Here is a 12699-nt window from a genome sequence, read left to right on the forward strand (position 1 = left end):
CTGTCCTGTCCTGTCCTGTCGCTGTCGCTGTCGCTGTCGCCGTCCTGTCCCCGCTGCCGGCGTGGCCGGGTGCTGTGCCGTGCCGGCGCCGCCCCGCGGGCGCCACCGGCACGGCACGGACGATCAGGCGCCGCTGCGCCCGAGCCGCCGTGCCCGGTACGCGAGCGCACCGGGAAGGGCCACCGCCGCCGCGAGCAGCGCCGTGAGCAGACCGGCGCCGGCCGACTGCTCGAACGGTGCCGCGGTGAGCCGGGTGTCCACGTTGAGCCCCGGGTTCGCGGCCCCGACCACGGTCTCCTGGGGCGCGAGCTCCGGGACGACCGCCTGTTCGACCGCGGCTGCGGCCGGTGCGGCCGGTGCCGCGGGCGCCGCGTCGGGGAGCCCCGGTGCCTCCGGTGCCACGTCGGCGAGGACCGGTGCCGGCTCGGGGGCGGGGGCCTCCGCCGGTGCGGGCGGACCCGCCTCGGCGACCAGGACCTCGGCGGCCGGGACCTCCACGGCTGCCGCGGCGGGCAGCTCCGGCACGGCACCGGCGCCCTCGGCGGCAGCGGCCGTGCCCGGCGGGGCGTCGCCCGGTGCGGCGACGGCTGCCGGGGCGCCCAGGAACAGGCCCCCCACCAGCACGGTCGCCGAGGCACCGGCGACAGCCAGTCTTCTCGTAGTAGTCATGTCGATGCGTCTCCTGTATCCGTCGTCGGCCCGGGCCCACCCCAGGACCGCCAGCGCGCCGCACGATCCCATGGGATCGTTCCCGCGCCCCCGCGCGGACGGACCCCCGTCACGTCGTGCCGCTCGTCGTTCGGCCCGGACGGACCGTGCGCCCGTCCCGCGGAGCCGGAACCCCCTGCCGAAGAACAGCTGTGCTGTTAACTATCGTCCAGATCCTGGCATTAGCAAGGGTGAACTCCTACGTGACGGGAGGAGTCGGGCTCTCGCCGCCGGGCCCCACCGGGCCCGTCGGGCCGGGCCGGCCCGGGGCGTCGTCGCCGGCGGCCCCGGGCCGGACGGGGAGGGTGCTGCACTAGTGGGGACACGGATCGGGTCGCCCCCACCATTAACTTGTGCACATGATGGGGGGAGGGACGTGGTCCCACGGCGGCCGTCCGGGGGGACGAACGCTCCGACAGGGGGGATCCGATGACGTCCGCGGTGCTCGAGGCCGAGAGCCTGGTCAAGATCTACGGCCGGGGGGACAGCCGCTTCGCCGCGCTGCGCGGCGTGGACCTGCGGATCCGGCACGGGGAGTCCGTGGCCGTGGTCGGGAAGTCCGGTTCGGGCAAGTCGACCCTGATGCACCTGCTCGCGCTGCTCGACGCGCCGACCCACGGCACCGTGTCCCTCGACGGCCGCCCGGCGGCGTCCATGACGGCCCGCGAGCTCAACGAGACGCGCAACGCCGCGTTCGGCTTCGTGTTCCAGCAGTTCTACCTCACCCCGGACCAGACGGTCCTGGAGAACGTGGTCCTGCCGCTGAAGATCGCCGGCGTCCGCCCCGGCGCGCGCCGACGCCGTGCCCTGGACGTGCTGGAGCGCCTGGAGGTGGCGGACAAGGCCTCCAGCCGCGCCGCCGACCTGTCCGGCGGGCAGAAGCAGCGGGTCGCGCTCGCCCGTGCCCTGGTCAACGACCCCTCCGTGATCTTCGCCGACGAGCCCACGGGCAACCTCGACTCGGCCACCGGAGCGGTGGTCCAGGACCTCCTGTTCGACCTCCACCGGGAGCACGGCATCACCCTCGTCGTCGTCACCCACGACGAGGACCTCGCGGGGCGCTGCGGCCGCCAGGTGCACCTGCACGACGGTCTCGTCGTGGACGGCGCCGTCGCCCCCGCCGGAGCGGGCGCCCCCGGGACGGACACCGGGGTCGTCGTCGGAGCGGCCGGGGGCGCCCGGTGAGATGGCCCGACCTGCTCGGCTCCGCGGTCGCCAACACCCGGCGCGCGAAGATCCGCGCGACCCTGACCGTGCTCGCCGTCTTCATCGGCGCGTTCGCCCTGACCCTCACCTCGGGCATGGGCACCGGGGTGAACCGGTACATCGACGACACCGTGGCGGCCTTCGGCGACGCCGACGCGCTCTACGTGCAGAAGTCGCAGCCCCTGATCGAGCTGTCCGCGACCTCCGGTCCCCGTGCCTACGACCCGGACACCACGCGGATCCGGACGGGGTTCGGCGTGTCCTTCGAGGGGCTGACCACCGAGGACATCGAGACCATCGAGGGCATCGACGGGGTGCGCTCCGTGAAGCCCATGTACTCCGTGGCCCCCACCTACCTGGAGGCCGCCGACGGGAGCCGGTTCCAGCTCTCCCCGGGGATCCCGGTCGACGCCGTGGGCCTGCAGATGGTGGCCGGCGGAGCCCCGGTCGCCGGGCGGGACGAGATCGCGGTCCCCGACAGCTGGGTCGCCGACCTGGGCTTCGCCTCCGCCCAGGACGCGGTCGGGGGCCGCGTCGACGTGGTCATGACCAACATGGCGGAGGAGGACCGGGCGTTCCCCGCCACGATCTCCGGTGTGACCCAGGCCAGCCTCGTCGGGACGTCCCTGAACCCCATCCCGTCGGACTCCTTCAACGAGCGGCTCTACGACTACCAGGTCAGCGGCGTCCCGGAGGAGGTCCCGGAGAGCTTCGCGATGGCCACGGTCACGGTCGAGGACATGGCCCGGGCCCCCGGGATCCAGGCGCGGCTGGAGGAGCACGGCATGCTCGGCCTCACCGTGGAGGACCAGCTGGGGATGTTCCGCGCGGTCATCAACGCCATCGTCTGGATCCTCAACGCCTGCGCCGTCATCGCCCTCGTGGCCGCGGGCCTCGGCATCGTCAACACCCTGCTGATGTCGGTGCAGGAGCGGACCCGAGAGATCGGCCTCATGAAGGCCATGGGGATGAGCGGGGGCAAGGTCTTCGGCCTGTTCTCCCTCGAGGCCGTCTTCATCGGCTTCCTCGGGGCGGTCGTCGGCGCCGTCACGGGCGTGCTCGGCGGATCCGCCCTGAGCGGCGCGCTGGCCGAGGGGTTCCTGTCCGGGCTGCCCGGACTCGCCCTGTTCGCGTTCGAGCCGTGGCGGGTGGCGCTGATCGTGCTCTCCGTCATGGGGATCGCGTTCCTGGCCGGGACGATCCCCGCTGTCCGGGCCGCGCGGAAGGACCCCATCGCCTCCCTGCGCCACGAGTGACCGGGCCGGCCCCGGCGGGGCCGGTGGGCCGGGTCCGTCAGCCCTCGCACTCGATGCAGTACCGGGCGCCGTCCTTCTCGCGGGCGAGCTGGCTGCGGTGGCGGACGAGGAAGCAGGACATGCAGGTGAACTCGTCGTCCTGCTCGGGAACCACCTGGATCAGCAGCTCCTCCTGGGACAGGTCCGCCCCGGGCAGGTCGATGCCCTCCGCCGTGTCCGCGTCGTCGACGTCGATCGCCGGGCTCTGCGAGGTGGCGCTGCGCTGCGCCTGGATCACCTCGAGGGACTCGTTGGCGGGCTCGTCCTCGGGCTTGACGCGGGGCTCGTCGTAATCGGTTGCCACGGGTGTGCCTCCTTCTGGGCGTGGTGCGGTCGCGTACGTGTCCACGCCACAACCCGGCGGGGCATGGGCCTATTCCCGAGCTCCCGGGACCTGCCGGGGACGGGTCGGGGGCCGCCGCCCCGCACCCCGGGTCACAGACCCTCCACGGTGTCCTGCAGGTCCAGGCACTGGCGCTCCGCGGGGATCTGCTCCACCGCCGAGCCCAGCTCCACGAGCAGGGTGGAGGACGCCACGGCGGTGCTGTCGAACACCACCTCGATCGCGGGGTCCCGGCCGTAGGTCGTGGCCGTCCACGTGCTCTCGTCCTCGTCCTGGCGGATCAGCCAGTCGACGTCGTTGACGGAGGAGCAGGCGTCGGTCGTGGGCCCGGGCGGCGTCACGCCGCAGCGCACGACCGCCGCCGTGGGCTCGCCGTAGGCCGTGGTGGCCTGGCTCGTGGTCTCGCGCCGGTCGTGCTCGCCGACGGTCTCCGGCATGGCGAGCATCGCCGGGGCGCACCCCGGGTCGGCGGCGTTCTCGGCGGGGTCCACGGTGACGGCGGGGGAGCACCCCGACAGGACCGCCAGCAGGGCTCCGGCCCCCAGCACGGCGCGGACGGATCGGGACAGGGGGAGCGAGGGCATGCCCCCAGCGTAATCCTCGAGGAGCCCCGTTCCCGCGTCCGGGGCCGTCGTTAGGATGAGCGCCATGACCCGACCCCCAGCGGAGCAGACCCCCGTGCCCGATGCACCGCCCGGACCGGGGCCGACCGTCGGGGAGCTCTCCGAGGCGGAGCTGCTCGAGCGCGTGCTCCCGCTGCTCCTGCGTCCCGCCGCCGCGCGTGCCGGAGCGGACCGGGTGCTGCTCGGCCCCGGCGACGACTGCGCCGTGGTCGCGGCCCCGGACGGGCGGTACGTGATCACCACGGACACCCAGGTGCAGGACCAGGACTTCCGGCTCGCCTGGGCCGGCGGCGCGGTCACCACCGGCTACGACACCGGGGTGAAGTGCGCGGCGCAGAACCTCGCCGACGTCGCCGCGATGGGCGCCGTCCCGTCCGCCGTCGTCGTCTCGCTGACCCTGCCGCCGGGGACGCCCGTGTCCTGGCCCCTGGACTTCGCCCGCGGCCTCGTGGCCGGGTTCGAGGCCATGGGCGCGGACCGCTGCGCCGTGGTCGGCGGGGACCTGGGCGCCGGCCGGGAGCTGTCGGTCACCGCCACGGTCACGGGCGACCTCGAGGGCCGGGACCCGGTGCGCCGGTCCGGGGCGGGGGCGGGCGGCACGGTGGCGCTCGCCGGGACCACCGGGCGCGCCGCCGCGGGCGTGGCCCTGCTCGAGGACCGCCGCTACCGGCCCGGGCAGGACGAGCTCCTGGACGCGCTCGCGGCGGCGCAGCTGCGGCCGTGCGCCCCCGTGCCCGCCGGTCCCGCCGCCGCCCGCGCCGGGGCCACCGCGATGATCGACCTCTCCGACGGGCTGCTCCGCGACGCCGGCCGGGTCGCGGCCGCCAGCGGCGTCGTCGTGGACCTCGACGGCGCGGCCGTGGCCGAGCTGGCCGAGCCTCTGCGCCCGGCCGCCCGGCTGCTCGGGACGGACCCTCGCGACTGGGTGCTGACCGGCGGCGAGGACCACGGGCTGCTCGCCGTCTTTCCCCACGGCGTGCCGCTGCCCGGCATGTTCCGTGCGATAGGCTCGTGTGCGCCCGCGCCCCCCGCGCACGACGACACCCTCCCCCGGGTGCTGCTCGACGGACGAGCGCCGCACCTCGCTCTCGGGCACCCGGTCGGCGAAGGATGGGATCACTTTGAACCATAGGATCGGATCGAACGCGGCCGTCATGCGGCGGTGGCTCGACCTGGCCCACCGTGATCTCGTGCGCCACAGCCCCGTCCTGAACGCCCTCAATGTTTTCCCGGTCGCGGACGCCGACACGGGGACCAACCTCTCGGCCACCGTGCGCGCCGCGGCCGAGGCCGCCGCCGTGCTCGAGACCGGCGACGTCGGGGAGCTGCTCTCCCTCGCCGGTCAGGCCGCCCTCGAGGAGGCCCGCGGCAACTCGGGCACCCTGTTCTCCGTCTTCCTCACGGCCGTGGGCCGCTCCCTGGAGGGGAGCACGAGGATGACCGCGGAGTCGGTGCGACTGGCCCTGCACGCCGGTCACGTGCGCGCCTGGAGCGTCCTGACCGACCCCGTGGACGGGACCATGCTCTCCGTCCTGGAGGCGGCCGCCGCCGTCCCCGTCCCGCAGGGGGTGGAGGACGGGTCCAACCAGCAGCTGAAGGAGTTCCTGGCGGGCGTCAGCACCGCCGCCCGCGCCGCGGTGCTCGTGACCCCGGACCAGCTCGAGATCCTGCGCGAGACCGGCACGGTCGACGCCGGCGCGCTGGGCATGCTCGTCGTCTTCGACGCGCTCGCCCGCACCGTGGGCGGCGACGACGCCGGCGACGAGAACGCCCTCGACGCGCTGATCGACGGCGCCGCGTCCCGGGCCGCCGGCGCCGAGGACGCGCCGCACGCCGTGCACGGCGGCGTGGAGGTGATGTGCACCGTGGAGCTGACCCCGCTGGACGCCGCGGAGCTGCGCCACGAGCTCAGCGAGGTGGGCACCAGCGTGATCATGAGCGCGGTGTCCGAGACGGGGGACGGGTACCGGTGGCGCGTCCACGTCCACGTGCCGCGGCCCGAGGACGCACTCACGGTGATCGGCGCCCGCGGCAAGGCCGTCAACCTCACGGTGACCTCCCTCTCGGAGGCGGACGGATGAGGCGCCCCTGAGATGACCCGATCCCACGGCGGCGGGGCGTTCCCCGACCCGGTCTCCGAGCTCGACCAGCCGCTGGCCCGGCTGCTGGGCCGGACCACGGCCGACCAGCTGGCCCGCCAGCTCTCGGTGTCCACGATCGGGCAGCTGCTCGACCACTTCCCCCGCAGGTACATGCCGCGGGGCGAGCTCACCCCGTTCTCGGAGCTGCGCATCGACCAGCAGGTGACCATCGTGGCCGAGGTCGTGCACGCCTCCACCCGCCAGATGCGCTCCCGGCGCGGGTCCATCACGGACGTGGTGATCACGGACCGCGTCTCCTCCGATCCGCACCGGCTCTTCGCGGACGGGGACCCCGGCCCGGGCCGGACGATGCGGCTGAGCTTCTTCAACGCCTGGACCGCGGCCAGGGACCTGCCCCCGGGCACGCACGCCCTGTTCTCCGGGAAGGTCGGGCTCTACAACGGCGCCGTGACCATGACGAACCCGCACTACGCGATCCTCGACCCGGACGCCCCGGAGGCGGGGGAGACCGCCGAGGAGCGTGCGGGCCGGCCCATCCCCATCTACCCGGCCACGGCCAAGCTGACCACGGACAAGATCGCCCGAGCCGTGCACTCGCTGCTGCCGGTCGTGGACTTCGGGGCGGTCCCGGACCCCGTGCCGGACGGGATCCTGGAGCGGGAGGGGCTCATGGGGCTCGAGGAGGCGTACTGGCAGGTCCACCGGCCCCGGGACACCCGCGCCCACGGGGAGGCGCGCCGCCGGTTCCGCTACCAGGAGGCGTTCCTGCTCCAGTGCGCCCTGGCCCGCCGCCGCGCCGAGCTCGCCGCGCACCCCACCACCGCCCGCCCGGGCGTGCCCGACGGGATGCTGACCAGGTTCGACGCCGGGCTGCCGTTCGAGCTGACCGCCGGTCAGCGGGCCGTGGGGGAGGAGCTCGCCGCGGAGCTCGCCGGCACCCACCCGATGAACCGGCTGCTCCAGGGCGACGTCGGCTCCGGCAAGACGCTCGTGGCCCTGCGCGCGATGCTGCAGGTCGTCGACTCCGGCGCGCAGGCGGCGCTGCTGGCCCCCACCGAGGTGCTCGCCGCCCAGCACCACGGCTCCGTGGTCCGGTCCCTGGGCCCGCTCGCCCAGGCCGGCCTGCTCGGCGGGGACCCGGACGGCACGCAGGTCGTGCTGCTCACGGGGTCGATGGGCGCCGCGGCGCGCAAGCGGGCCCTGCTGCGGATCGCGTCGGGGGAGGCCGGGATCGTCATCGGAACCCACGCCCTGCTCTCCGAGGTCGTGCAGTTCGCCGACCTCGGGCTGGTCGTGGTGGACGAGCAGCACCGCTTCGGCGTGGAGCAGCGCGACCGGCTGCGGGACAAGGCCGGGCGGCCCCCGCACCTGCTGGTGATGACCGCGACCCCCATCCCGCGCACCGTGGCGATGACCGTCTTCGGGGATCTGGACGTCTCCGTCCTGGACCAGCTCCCGGCGGGCCGGCAGCCGATCGCCACCCACACCGTGGGTCTCGTGGAGCACCCGGGGTGGGAGCGGCGCCTGTGGCGGCGCGCCCGGGAGGAGATCGACGCCGGCCGCCAGGTGTACGTCGTCGCGCCCAAGATCGGCGACGACGACGGGCCCCGGCCCCACGCCTCCCTCGCGGAGTCGGCCCTCGCGGCGGCCTCCGAGGACGAGGAGTCCGAGGCGTCCATGGCCTCCGTCACCTGGCTCGCGGAGCTCGTCGCCGCCGAGCCCGTGCTGGCCGGCGTGCGCGCCGAGGTGCTGCACGGCCGGCTCGACACGGACCGCAAGTCCCGCCTCATGGAGGAGTTCGCGGCGGGGGACGTGCAGCTGCTCGTGTGCACCACCGTGGTCGAGGTCGGCGTGGACGTGCCCAACGCCACGCTGATGATCATCGTGGACGCCGACCGGTTCGGCATCTCCCAGCTGCACCAGCTGCGCGGCCGGATCGGCCGCGGCGGGCACGCGGGGACGTGCCTGCTCGTCACCCGGCGCCCCGCCGAGCACCCGTCCAGGGAACGGATCGAGGTGGTGGCGGCGTCCACGGACGGTTTCGAGCTGGCCCGGGCGGACCTCGAGCTGCGCCGCGAGGGCGACATCCTCGGCGCCGCCCAGTCCGGTGGCCGCTCGACGCTGCGCCTGCTGCGGGCCCTCGACGACGCCGAGCTCATCGAGCGGGCCCGCCGGGACGCCGTGACGATCCTGGGCGAGGACCCGCAGCTGCTGGAGCACCCCGAGCTGGCCGAAGCCATCGAGCGCTATCTCGACCCGGACGCCGAGGCGTTCCTGGACCGGGGCTGAGCCCCGTGCCGCTGAGCCCCGGAGCGCCGGGGACGGCACCGCAGGAGACGGCACCGCAGGGAACGGCACCGCCGAGATCAGGAGAGGAGCACGCGTGAGCAGGATCATCGCCGGGGCCGCCGGAGGGCTGCGCCTGCGGTCCGTGCCGGGCCGGGACACCCGGCCCACGACCGACCGGGTCAAGGAGTCGCTCTTCGCGCGCCTCGAGGCGTGGGGCATGCTCCGGGACGCCCGGGTCCTCGACCTGTTCGCGGGCTCCGGGGCCCTCGGCTGCGAGGCCGCCAGCCGCGGGGCGGCCGCCGTGACCCTCGTGGAGCGGCACGCGGGCGCGGCGCGGGTCTGCCGCGCCAACGCCGGCACGGTCCACGGGGCCCTCGGGCACGACGACGTCGTCGAGGTCCGGCACGGAGCGGTCGGCGCCTACCTCGCGGATCCCGCCGAGGGGCCGTGGGACCTGGTGCTGGCCGATCCGCCCTACCCCCTCCCGGAGCCGGAGCTCGCCGCGGTCCTCGCCCCGCTGGTGGGCCGGCTGCGGGAGGGCGGGGTGCTGGTGGTCGAGCGCTCCTCCCGCTCCCCGGAGCCCGACTGGCCGGCCGGCCTGCGCCGGTTCGAGCACAAGCGGCACGGGGAGACCACCATGTGGTTCGCCGAGACGGACGTCACATCGCCGCCCTCGTCCGGCGCGCCGGACTGACACCTGCGCCGCAGCGCGCGCCCGCTTTGACAAGATTCGACAGGCAGCAACGAGCCCGGGCCACGGCCCGGGAGGAACGGAGGACGTCCATGAGGATCACGGTTCTGGGAACGGGCTACCTGGGGGCCACGCACGCCGCGTCGATGGCGGAGATGGGCTTCGAGGTGCTGGGGGTGGACGTGGACCCGGAGAAGGTCGACGCCCTGTCCCGCGGCGAGCTGCCCTTCCACGAGCCGGGCCTGGGCGAACTGCTGCGCAAGCACGTGGGCACCGGCCGGCTGCGCTTCACCACGAGCTACGAGGAGGCCGGCGCCTTCGGCGACGTCCACTTCGTGGGGGTCGGCACCCCGCAGCGGGCCGGGTCCTTCGCGGCGGACATGCGCTACGTCGACGCCGCCGTCGGCTCGATCGCCGCGGCCGCCACGAAGGACTGCGTCATCGCGGGCAAGTCCACGGTCCCCGTCGGCTCCGCCCGCCGCCTGGCCGACTTGGCGAAGGCCTCCGCCCGCGACGGGGTGGACGTGTCCCTGGTGTGGAACCCCGAGTTCCTGCGCGAGGGCTACGCCGTGGAGGACACCCTGACCCCGGACCGGATGGTGCTCGGCGCCGAGGACGAGGCCGCGGAGGCCGTGATGCGCCGGGTCTACGCCCGGCAGCTGGCCGCCGGCGTGCCCCTGATCGTGACCGACTTCGAGACCGCCGAGCTCGTGAAGGTCGCGGCCAACGCCTTCCTGGCCACCAAGATCTCCTTCATCAACGCCCTGTCCGAGCTCACCGAGGCGGTCGGCGGGGACATCCGCACCCTGGCCGACGCGATCGGCCTCGACGAGCGGATCGGGCGCAAGTTCCTCAACGCCGGCGTGGGCTTCGGCGGCGGCTGCCTGCCGAAGGACATCCGCGCCCTGCGGGCCCGGGCCGCGGAGCTCGGGGTCGAGCAGGCGGTGCGCTTCCTCGCCGAGGTCGACGACATCAACGTCCGCCGCCGCGGCCACACGGTGGAGACGGTCACCCAGATGCTGGGCGGCTCCGTGGTGGGCCGGCAGGTCGCCGTGCTCGGGGCGGCCTTCAAGCCGGACTCCGACGACGTGCGCGACTCCCCGGCCCTGGACATCGCCGCCCGGTTGCACTCGATCGGCGCCGAGGTGGCCGTCTACGACCCCAAGGCCAACGCGAACGCCGCCAAGCGCTATCCCCGTCTGGACTACGTGGACTCCCTCGAGGCCGCCGTCACGGGGGCCGAGGTCGTGGTGCTGCTGACGGAGTGGGCCGAGTTCAAGGCGATGACCCCGGAGCAGCTCGACCCCCTGGTGGCCGTCCCGCAGATCCTCGACGGCCGCAACGTGCTCGACCCCGACCGCTGGACCGCGGCCGGGTTCAGCTACCGGGCCCTCGGCCGCCGGGCCGCCTCCGTCTGAGCCCGCCCCGGCGCACCGGGGCGGCGCCTCAGCCGGCCAGGCGCCGCCCCGCCTGCTCCAGGACGTCCAGGCGCTTGCCGAACGAGAAGCGCATCCAGGACGCGTACAGCCTCCGGTGCTCCGCGGAGGCGAGGGCCGGCACGGGCACGCCCACCACACCGGCCCGCTCGGCCAGCACCGGGGCCAGGTGCGCGGCGTCCTCGACCCCGTACCGTTCGCACAGCCCGCGCACGTCCGCCACGACGAAGAACGTGCCCTGCGGCTCGAAGGGCTCCGCGCCCGCGGCGGCCAGACCCCGCACGAGCACGTCCCGGCGCCGCCGGAAGTCCTCCGTGAGCCGGGTGTAGAAGTCGTCGGGCCCGCCCAGGGCGGTGGCCGCCCCGATCTGCAGCGGCGTGGCGGCGCTGTGCGTGAGATAGGCCTTGGTGGCGCGCACGGGGCCCACGAGGTGCGCCGGCCCGCTGACCCAGCCCACGCGCCAGCCCGTGGCCGAGAAGGACTTGCCCACGGAGGAGACGGTGAGGGTCCGCTCGAAGGCCTCCGGCAGCGCGGCGAAGGGCCGGTGCCGGCCGGCGTAGCGCAGGTGCTCGTAGACCTCGTCCGTCACCACCACGCAGTCGTGCTCGGCGGCGAGTCCGGCCAGGCGGGACAGGACGGCGTCGTCGAACACGGTCCCGGTCGGGTTGTGCGGGTCGTTGAGGATCACCATGCGGGTGCGGGGCCCGAAGGCCGCGGCGAGACGGTCGAGGTCGGGGGAGAAGCACGGCGGCTCGAGGGGGACCGTGACCAGGCGCGCGCCCGCGAACTCCACGACGGCGCCGTAGAGGTCGTAGTGCGGCTCGAACACGACCACCTCGTCCCCGGGCCGCAGGAACGCGAGCAGGCTCGCGGCCAGGCCCTCGGACGCCCCCACGGTCACGACGACCCCGGTGCCCGGGTCCAGGTCGATCCCGTAGAAGCGGTGCTGGTGCTCGGCGACGGCCGCCTGCAGCAGCGGCAGACCCGCCACCGGGGAGTACTGGTTGCCGCCGCCGTGCAGCGCCGCCGTCGCGGCGTCGAGCATCTCCTGCGGCCCGTCGACGTCCGGGAAGCCCTGCCCCAGGTTGATGGCGCCCGTCCGCGCGGCCAGCCGCGACATCTCCTCGAACACGGTCCCCGAGAGCTCCCCGGTGCCGGTCAGCAGACCGCCCCCGCGGGCCATGCGCTCCCACGGGGGGCCGGACGGGGACGGGGCGGCGGCGTCGGTGGCATCCATGGCGGCCAGTCTAAGGTCCTGCGGCGGCTCCCGGGGGCGGCGTTCCGGCGCCGAGCCGCACGAGCGTCCCGGCCAGCCCCTCGACGAACACCGGGAGGTCGGGCACCACGTCGGTGTCGGCCACCACGTCGATGCCCAGGGCCCCCGCGTAGGAGACCACCCCCACGGCGAGGGCCAGGTTCCCCTGCACGGCGCCGAGCTGGAACAGCTCCTCCACCGGCGCCCCCGCGAAGAGCAGGGGCGCCGCGGGGCCGCGCACGTTGCTGAGCAGGAGGTTGACGAGCCGCTGCCGGTCCATGACCCGGACCATCCAGCGCTGGGCGAGACGACCGCCCGGGCGGTACGGCGGGCGGGCCCGCTGCGCGGCGGTCGTCGCCGCGATCCGCCGCAGCCGCGCCACCGGGTCGGGCTCGGCCACGGGCACGGCCACCACGCGCACGCCCGTCCGGTTGCCGCCCACGGGGTCCCCCGGGCCGCGCACGGAGGCGGCCACCGAGACCTTCAGCTCCGGCACTCGGGCCAGCTCCCCGCGTGCGGCCAGCAGACTCCGGGCGCCGCCCGCCACGGCGGTGAGCACCACGTCGTTGACCGTCCCGCCGTGCCGGTGCGCCAGCTCCCGGACCGCCGCGAGGTCCGCTCGCACGAGCGCGGCGCCGCGCCGCGGGCGGCCGCCCGCCCCCCCCCCCCCCCCCCCCGCGCCCGCGCCCGGCCCCCCCCCCCCCCCCGCCCCCCCCCGGGGCCCCCCCCCCCCCACCCCCGGCCCCCCCCC

At 75.4% G+C, this 12699-nt stretch carries 12 protein-coding genes; 7 read left to right on the forward strand and 5 right to left on the reverse strand.

Annotated features, from left to right (window positions below; translation table 11 throughout):
• Positions 1-123: 123 nt before the first annotated feature.
• Positions 124-669, reverse strand: coding sequence for a hypothetical protein (locus tag Q0817_RS14170; RefSeq protein ID WP_298589436.1), 546 nt, complete (start codon positions 667-669; stop codon positions 124-126).
• A gap of 468 nt (positions 670-1137) precedes the next feature.
• Here Q0817_RS14170 and Q0817_RS14175 point away from each other — a divergent pair, with 468 nt between their 5' ends.
• Positions 1138-1893 carry an ABC transporter ATP-binding protein gene (locus Q0817_RS14175; protein ID WP_298589439.1) on the forward strand — a complete coding sequence of 252 codons (756 nt, stop codon included), beginning with the start codon at positions 1138-1140 and terminating at the stop codon, positions 1891-1893.
• Positions 1890-3170: an ABC transporter permease gene (locus Q0817_RS14180; protein WP_298589442.1), complete on the forward strand. Its 1281-nt coding sequence runs from the start codon at positions 1890-1892 to the stop codon at positions 3168-3170. The genes Q0817_RS14175 and Q0817_RS14180 overlap by 4 nt, the downstream gene beginning before the upstream one ends.
• A 37-nt stretch (positions 3171-3207) precedes the next feature.
• Here Q0817_RS14180 and Q0817_RS14185 read toward each other — a convergent pair whose 3' ends face one another.
• Both Q0817_RS14185 and Q0817_RS14190 read right to left on the reverse strand, forming a co-directional pair.
• A complete protein-coding gene (locus Q0817_RS14185; protein ID WP_298589445.1) occupies positions 3208-3513 on the reverse strand; it encodes a DUF4193 domain-containing protein in 306 nt (101 codons plus the stop codon).
• A 131-nt stretch (positions 3514-3644) separates the two neighbouring features.
• Positions 3645-4136 (reverse strand): DUF3515 family protein, encoded by a 492-nt coding sequence (locus Q0817_RS14190; RefSeq protein WP_298589448.1) that lies wholly within the window; start codon positions 4134-4136, stop codon positions 3645-3647.
• A 64-nt stretch (positions 4137-4200) separates the two neighbouring features.
• On the opposite strand from Q0817_RS14190, the gene thiL reads away from it, so the two are divergent.
• The 5 genes from thiL to Q0817_RS14215 all read left to right on the forward strand — a co-directional run bounded on the left by thiL (position 4201) and on the right by Q0817_RS14215 (position 10675).
• Positions 4201-5307, forward strand: coding sequence for a thiamine-phosphate kinase (thiL, locus tag Q0817_RS14195; RefSeq protein WP_298589451.1), 1107 nt, complete (start codon positions 4201-4203; stop codon positions 5305-5307).
• On the forward strand, positions 5297-6256 hold the full coding sequence (locus tag Q0817_RS14200) for a DAK2 domain-containing protein (RefSeq protein ID WP_366139880.1): 960 nt from the start codon (positions 5297-5299) through the stop codon (positions 6254-6256). The genes thiL and Q0817_RS14200 overlap by 11 nt, the downstream gene beginning before the upstream one ends.
• Positions 6257-6268: 12 nt before the next feature.
• Positions 6269-8566: an ATP-dependent DNA helicase RecG gene (locus Q0817_RS14205; protein ID WP_298589454.1), complete on the forward strand. Its 2298-nt coding sequence runs from the start codon at positions 6269-6271 to the stop codon at positions 8564-8566.
• 94 nt (positions 8567-8660) lie between these two features.
• Positions 8661-9260, forward strand: a complete 600-nt coding sequence (gene rsmD / locus Q0817_RS14210) for a 16S rRNA (guanine(966)-N(2))-methyltransferase RsmD (protein WP_298589457.1) — start codon at positions 8661-8663, stop codon at positions 9258-9260.
• An 89-nt stretch (positions 9261-9349) separates the two neighbouring features.
• Positions 9350-10675, forward strand: a complete 1326-nt coding sequence (locus tag Q0817_RS14215) for a UDP-glucose/GDP-mannose dehydrogenase family protein (RefSeq protein ID WP_298589460.1) — start codon at positions 9350-9352, stop codon at positions 10673-10675.
• Positions 10676-10703: 28 nt separating this feature from the next.
• On the opposite strand, the gene Q0817_RS14220 is transcribed toward Q0817_RS14215, so the two are convergent.
• Together Q0817_RS14220 and Q0817_RS14225 are read right to left on the reverse strand one after the other, a co-directional pair.
• Positions 10704-11930: an aminotransferase class I/II-fold pyridoxal phosphate-dependent enzyme gene (locus tag Q0817_RS14220; protein ID WP_298589463.1), complete on the reverse strand. Its 1227-nt coding sequence runs from the start codon at positions 11928-11930 to the stop codon at positions 10704-10706.
• A 10-nt stretch (positions 11931-11940) separates the two neighbouring features.
• Positions 11941-12573 carry a WS/DGAT domain-containing protein gene (locus Q0817_RS14225; RefSeq protein ID WP_298589466.1) on the reverse strand — a complete coding sequence of 211 codons (633 nt, stop codon included), beginning with the start codon at positions 12571-12573 and terminating at the stop codon, positions 11941-11943.
• Positions 12574-12699: the final 126 nt, after the last annotated feature.

Origin of the sequence: uncultured Kocuria sp. (genome assembly GCF_947500125.1) — a bacterium.
Taxonomy (GTDB): Bacteria; Actinomycetota; Actinomycetes; order Actinomycetales; family Micrococcaceae; genus Kocuria.

What these genes read in the sequence shown, in the direction of transcription:
- Q0817_RS14215 (WP_298589460.1), top strand. Translation starts at nt 9,350, where the DNA reads ATGAGGATCACGGTTCTGGGAACGGGCTACCTGGGGGCCACGCACGCC.
- Q0817_RS14205 (WP_298589454.1), top strand. Translation starts at nt 6,269, where the DNA reads ATGACCCGATCCCACGGCGGCGGGGCGTTCCCCGACCCGGTCTCCGAG.
- Q0817_RS14220 (WP_298589463.1), bottom strand. Translation starts at nt 11,930, where the DNA reads ATGGATGCCACCGACGCCGCCGCCCCGTCCCCGTCCGGCCCCCCGTGG.
- Q0817_RS14170 (WP_298589436.1), bottom strand. Translation starts at nt 669, where the DNA reads ATGACTACTACGAGAAGACTGGCTGTCGCCGGTGCCTCGGCGACCGTG.
- thiL (WP_298589451.1), top strand. Translation starts at nt 4,201, where the DNA reads ATGACCCGACCCCCAGCGGAGCAGACCCCCGTGCCCGATGCACCGCCC.
- Q0817_RS14190 (WP_298589448.1), bottom strand. Translation starts at nt 4,136, where the DNA reads ATGCCCTCGCTCCCCCTGTCCCGATCCGTCCGCGCCGTGCTGGGGGCC.
- Q0817_RS14175 (WP_298589439.1), top strand. Translation starts at nt 1,138, where the DNA reads ATGACGTCCGCGGTGCTCGAGGCCGAGAGCCTGGTCAAGATCTACGGC.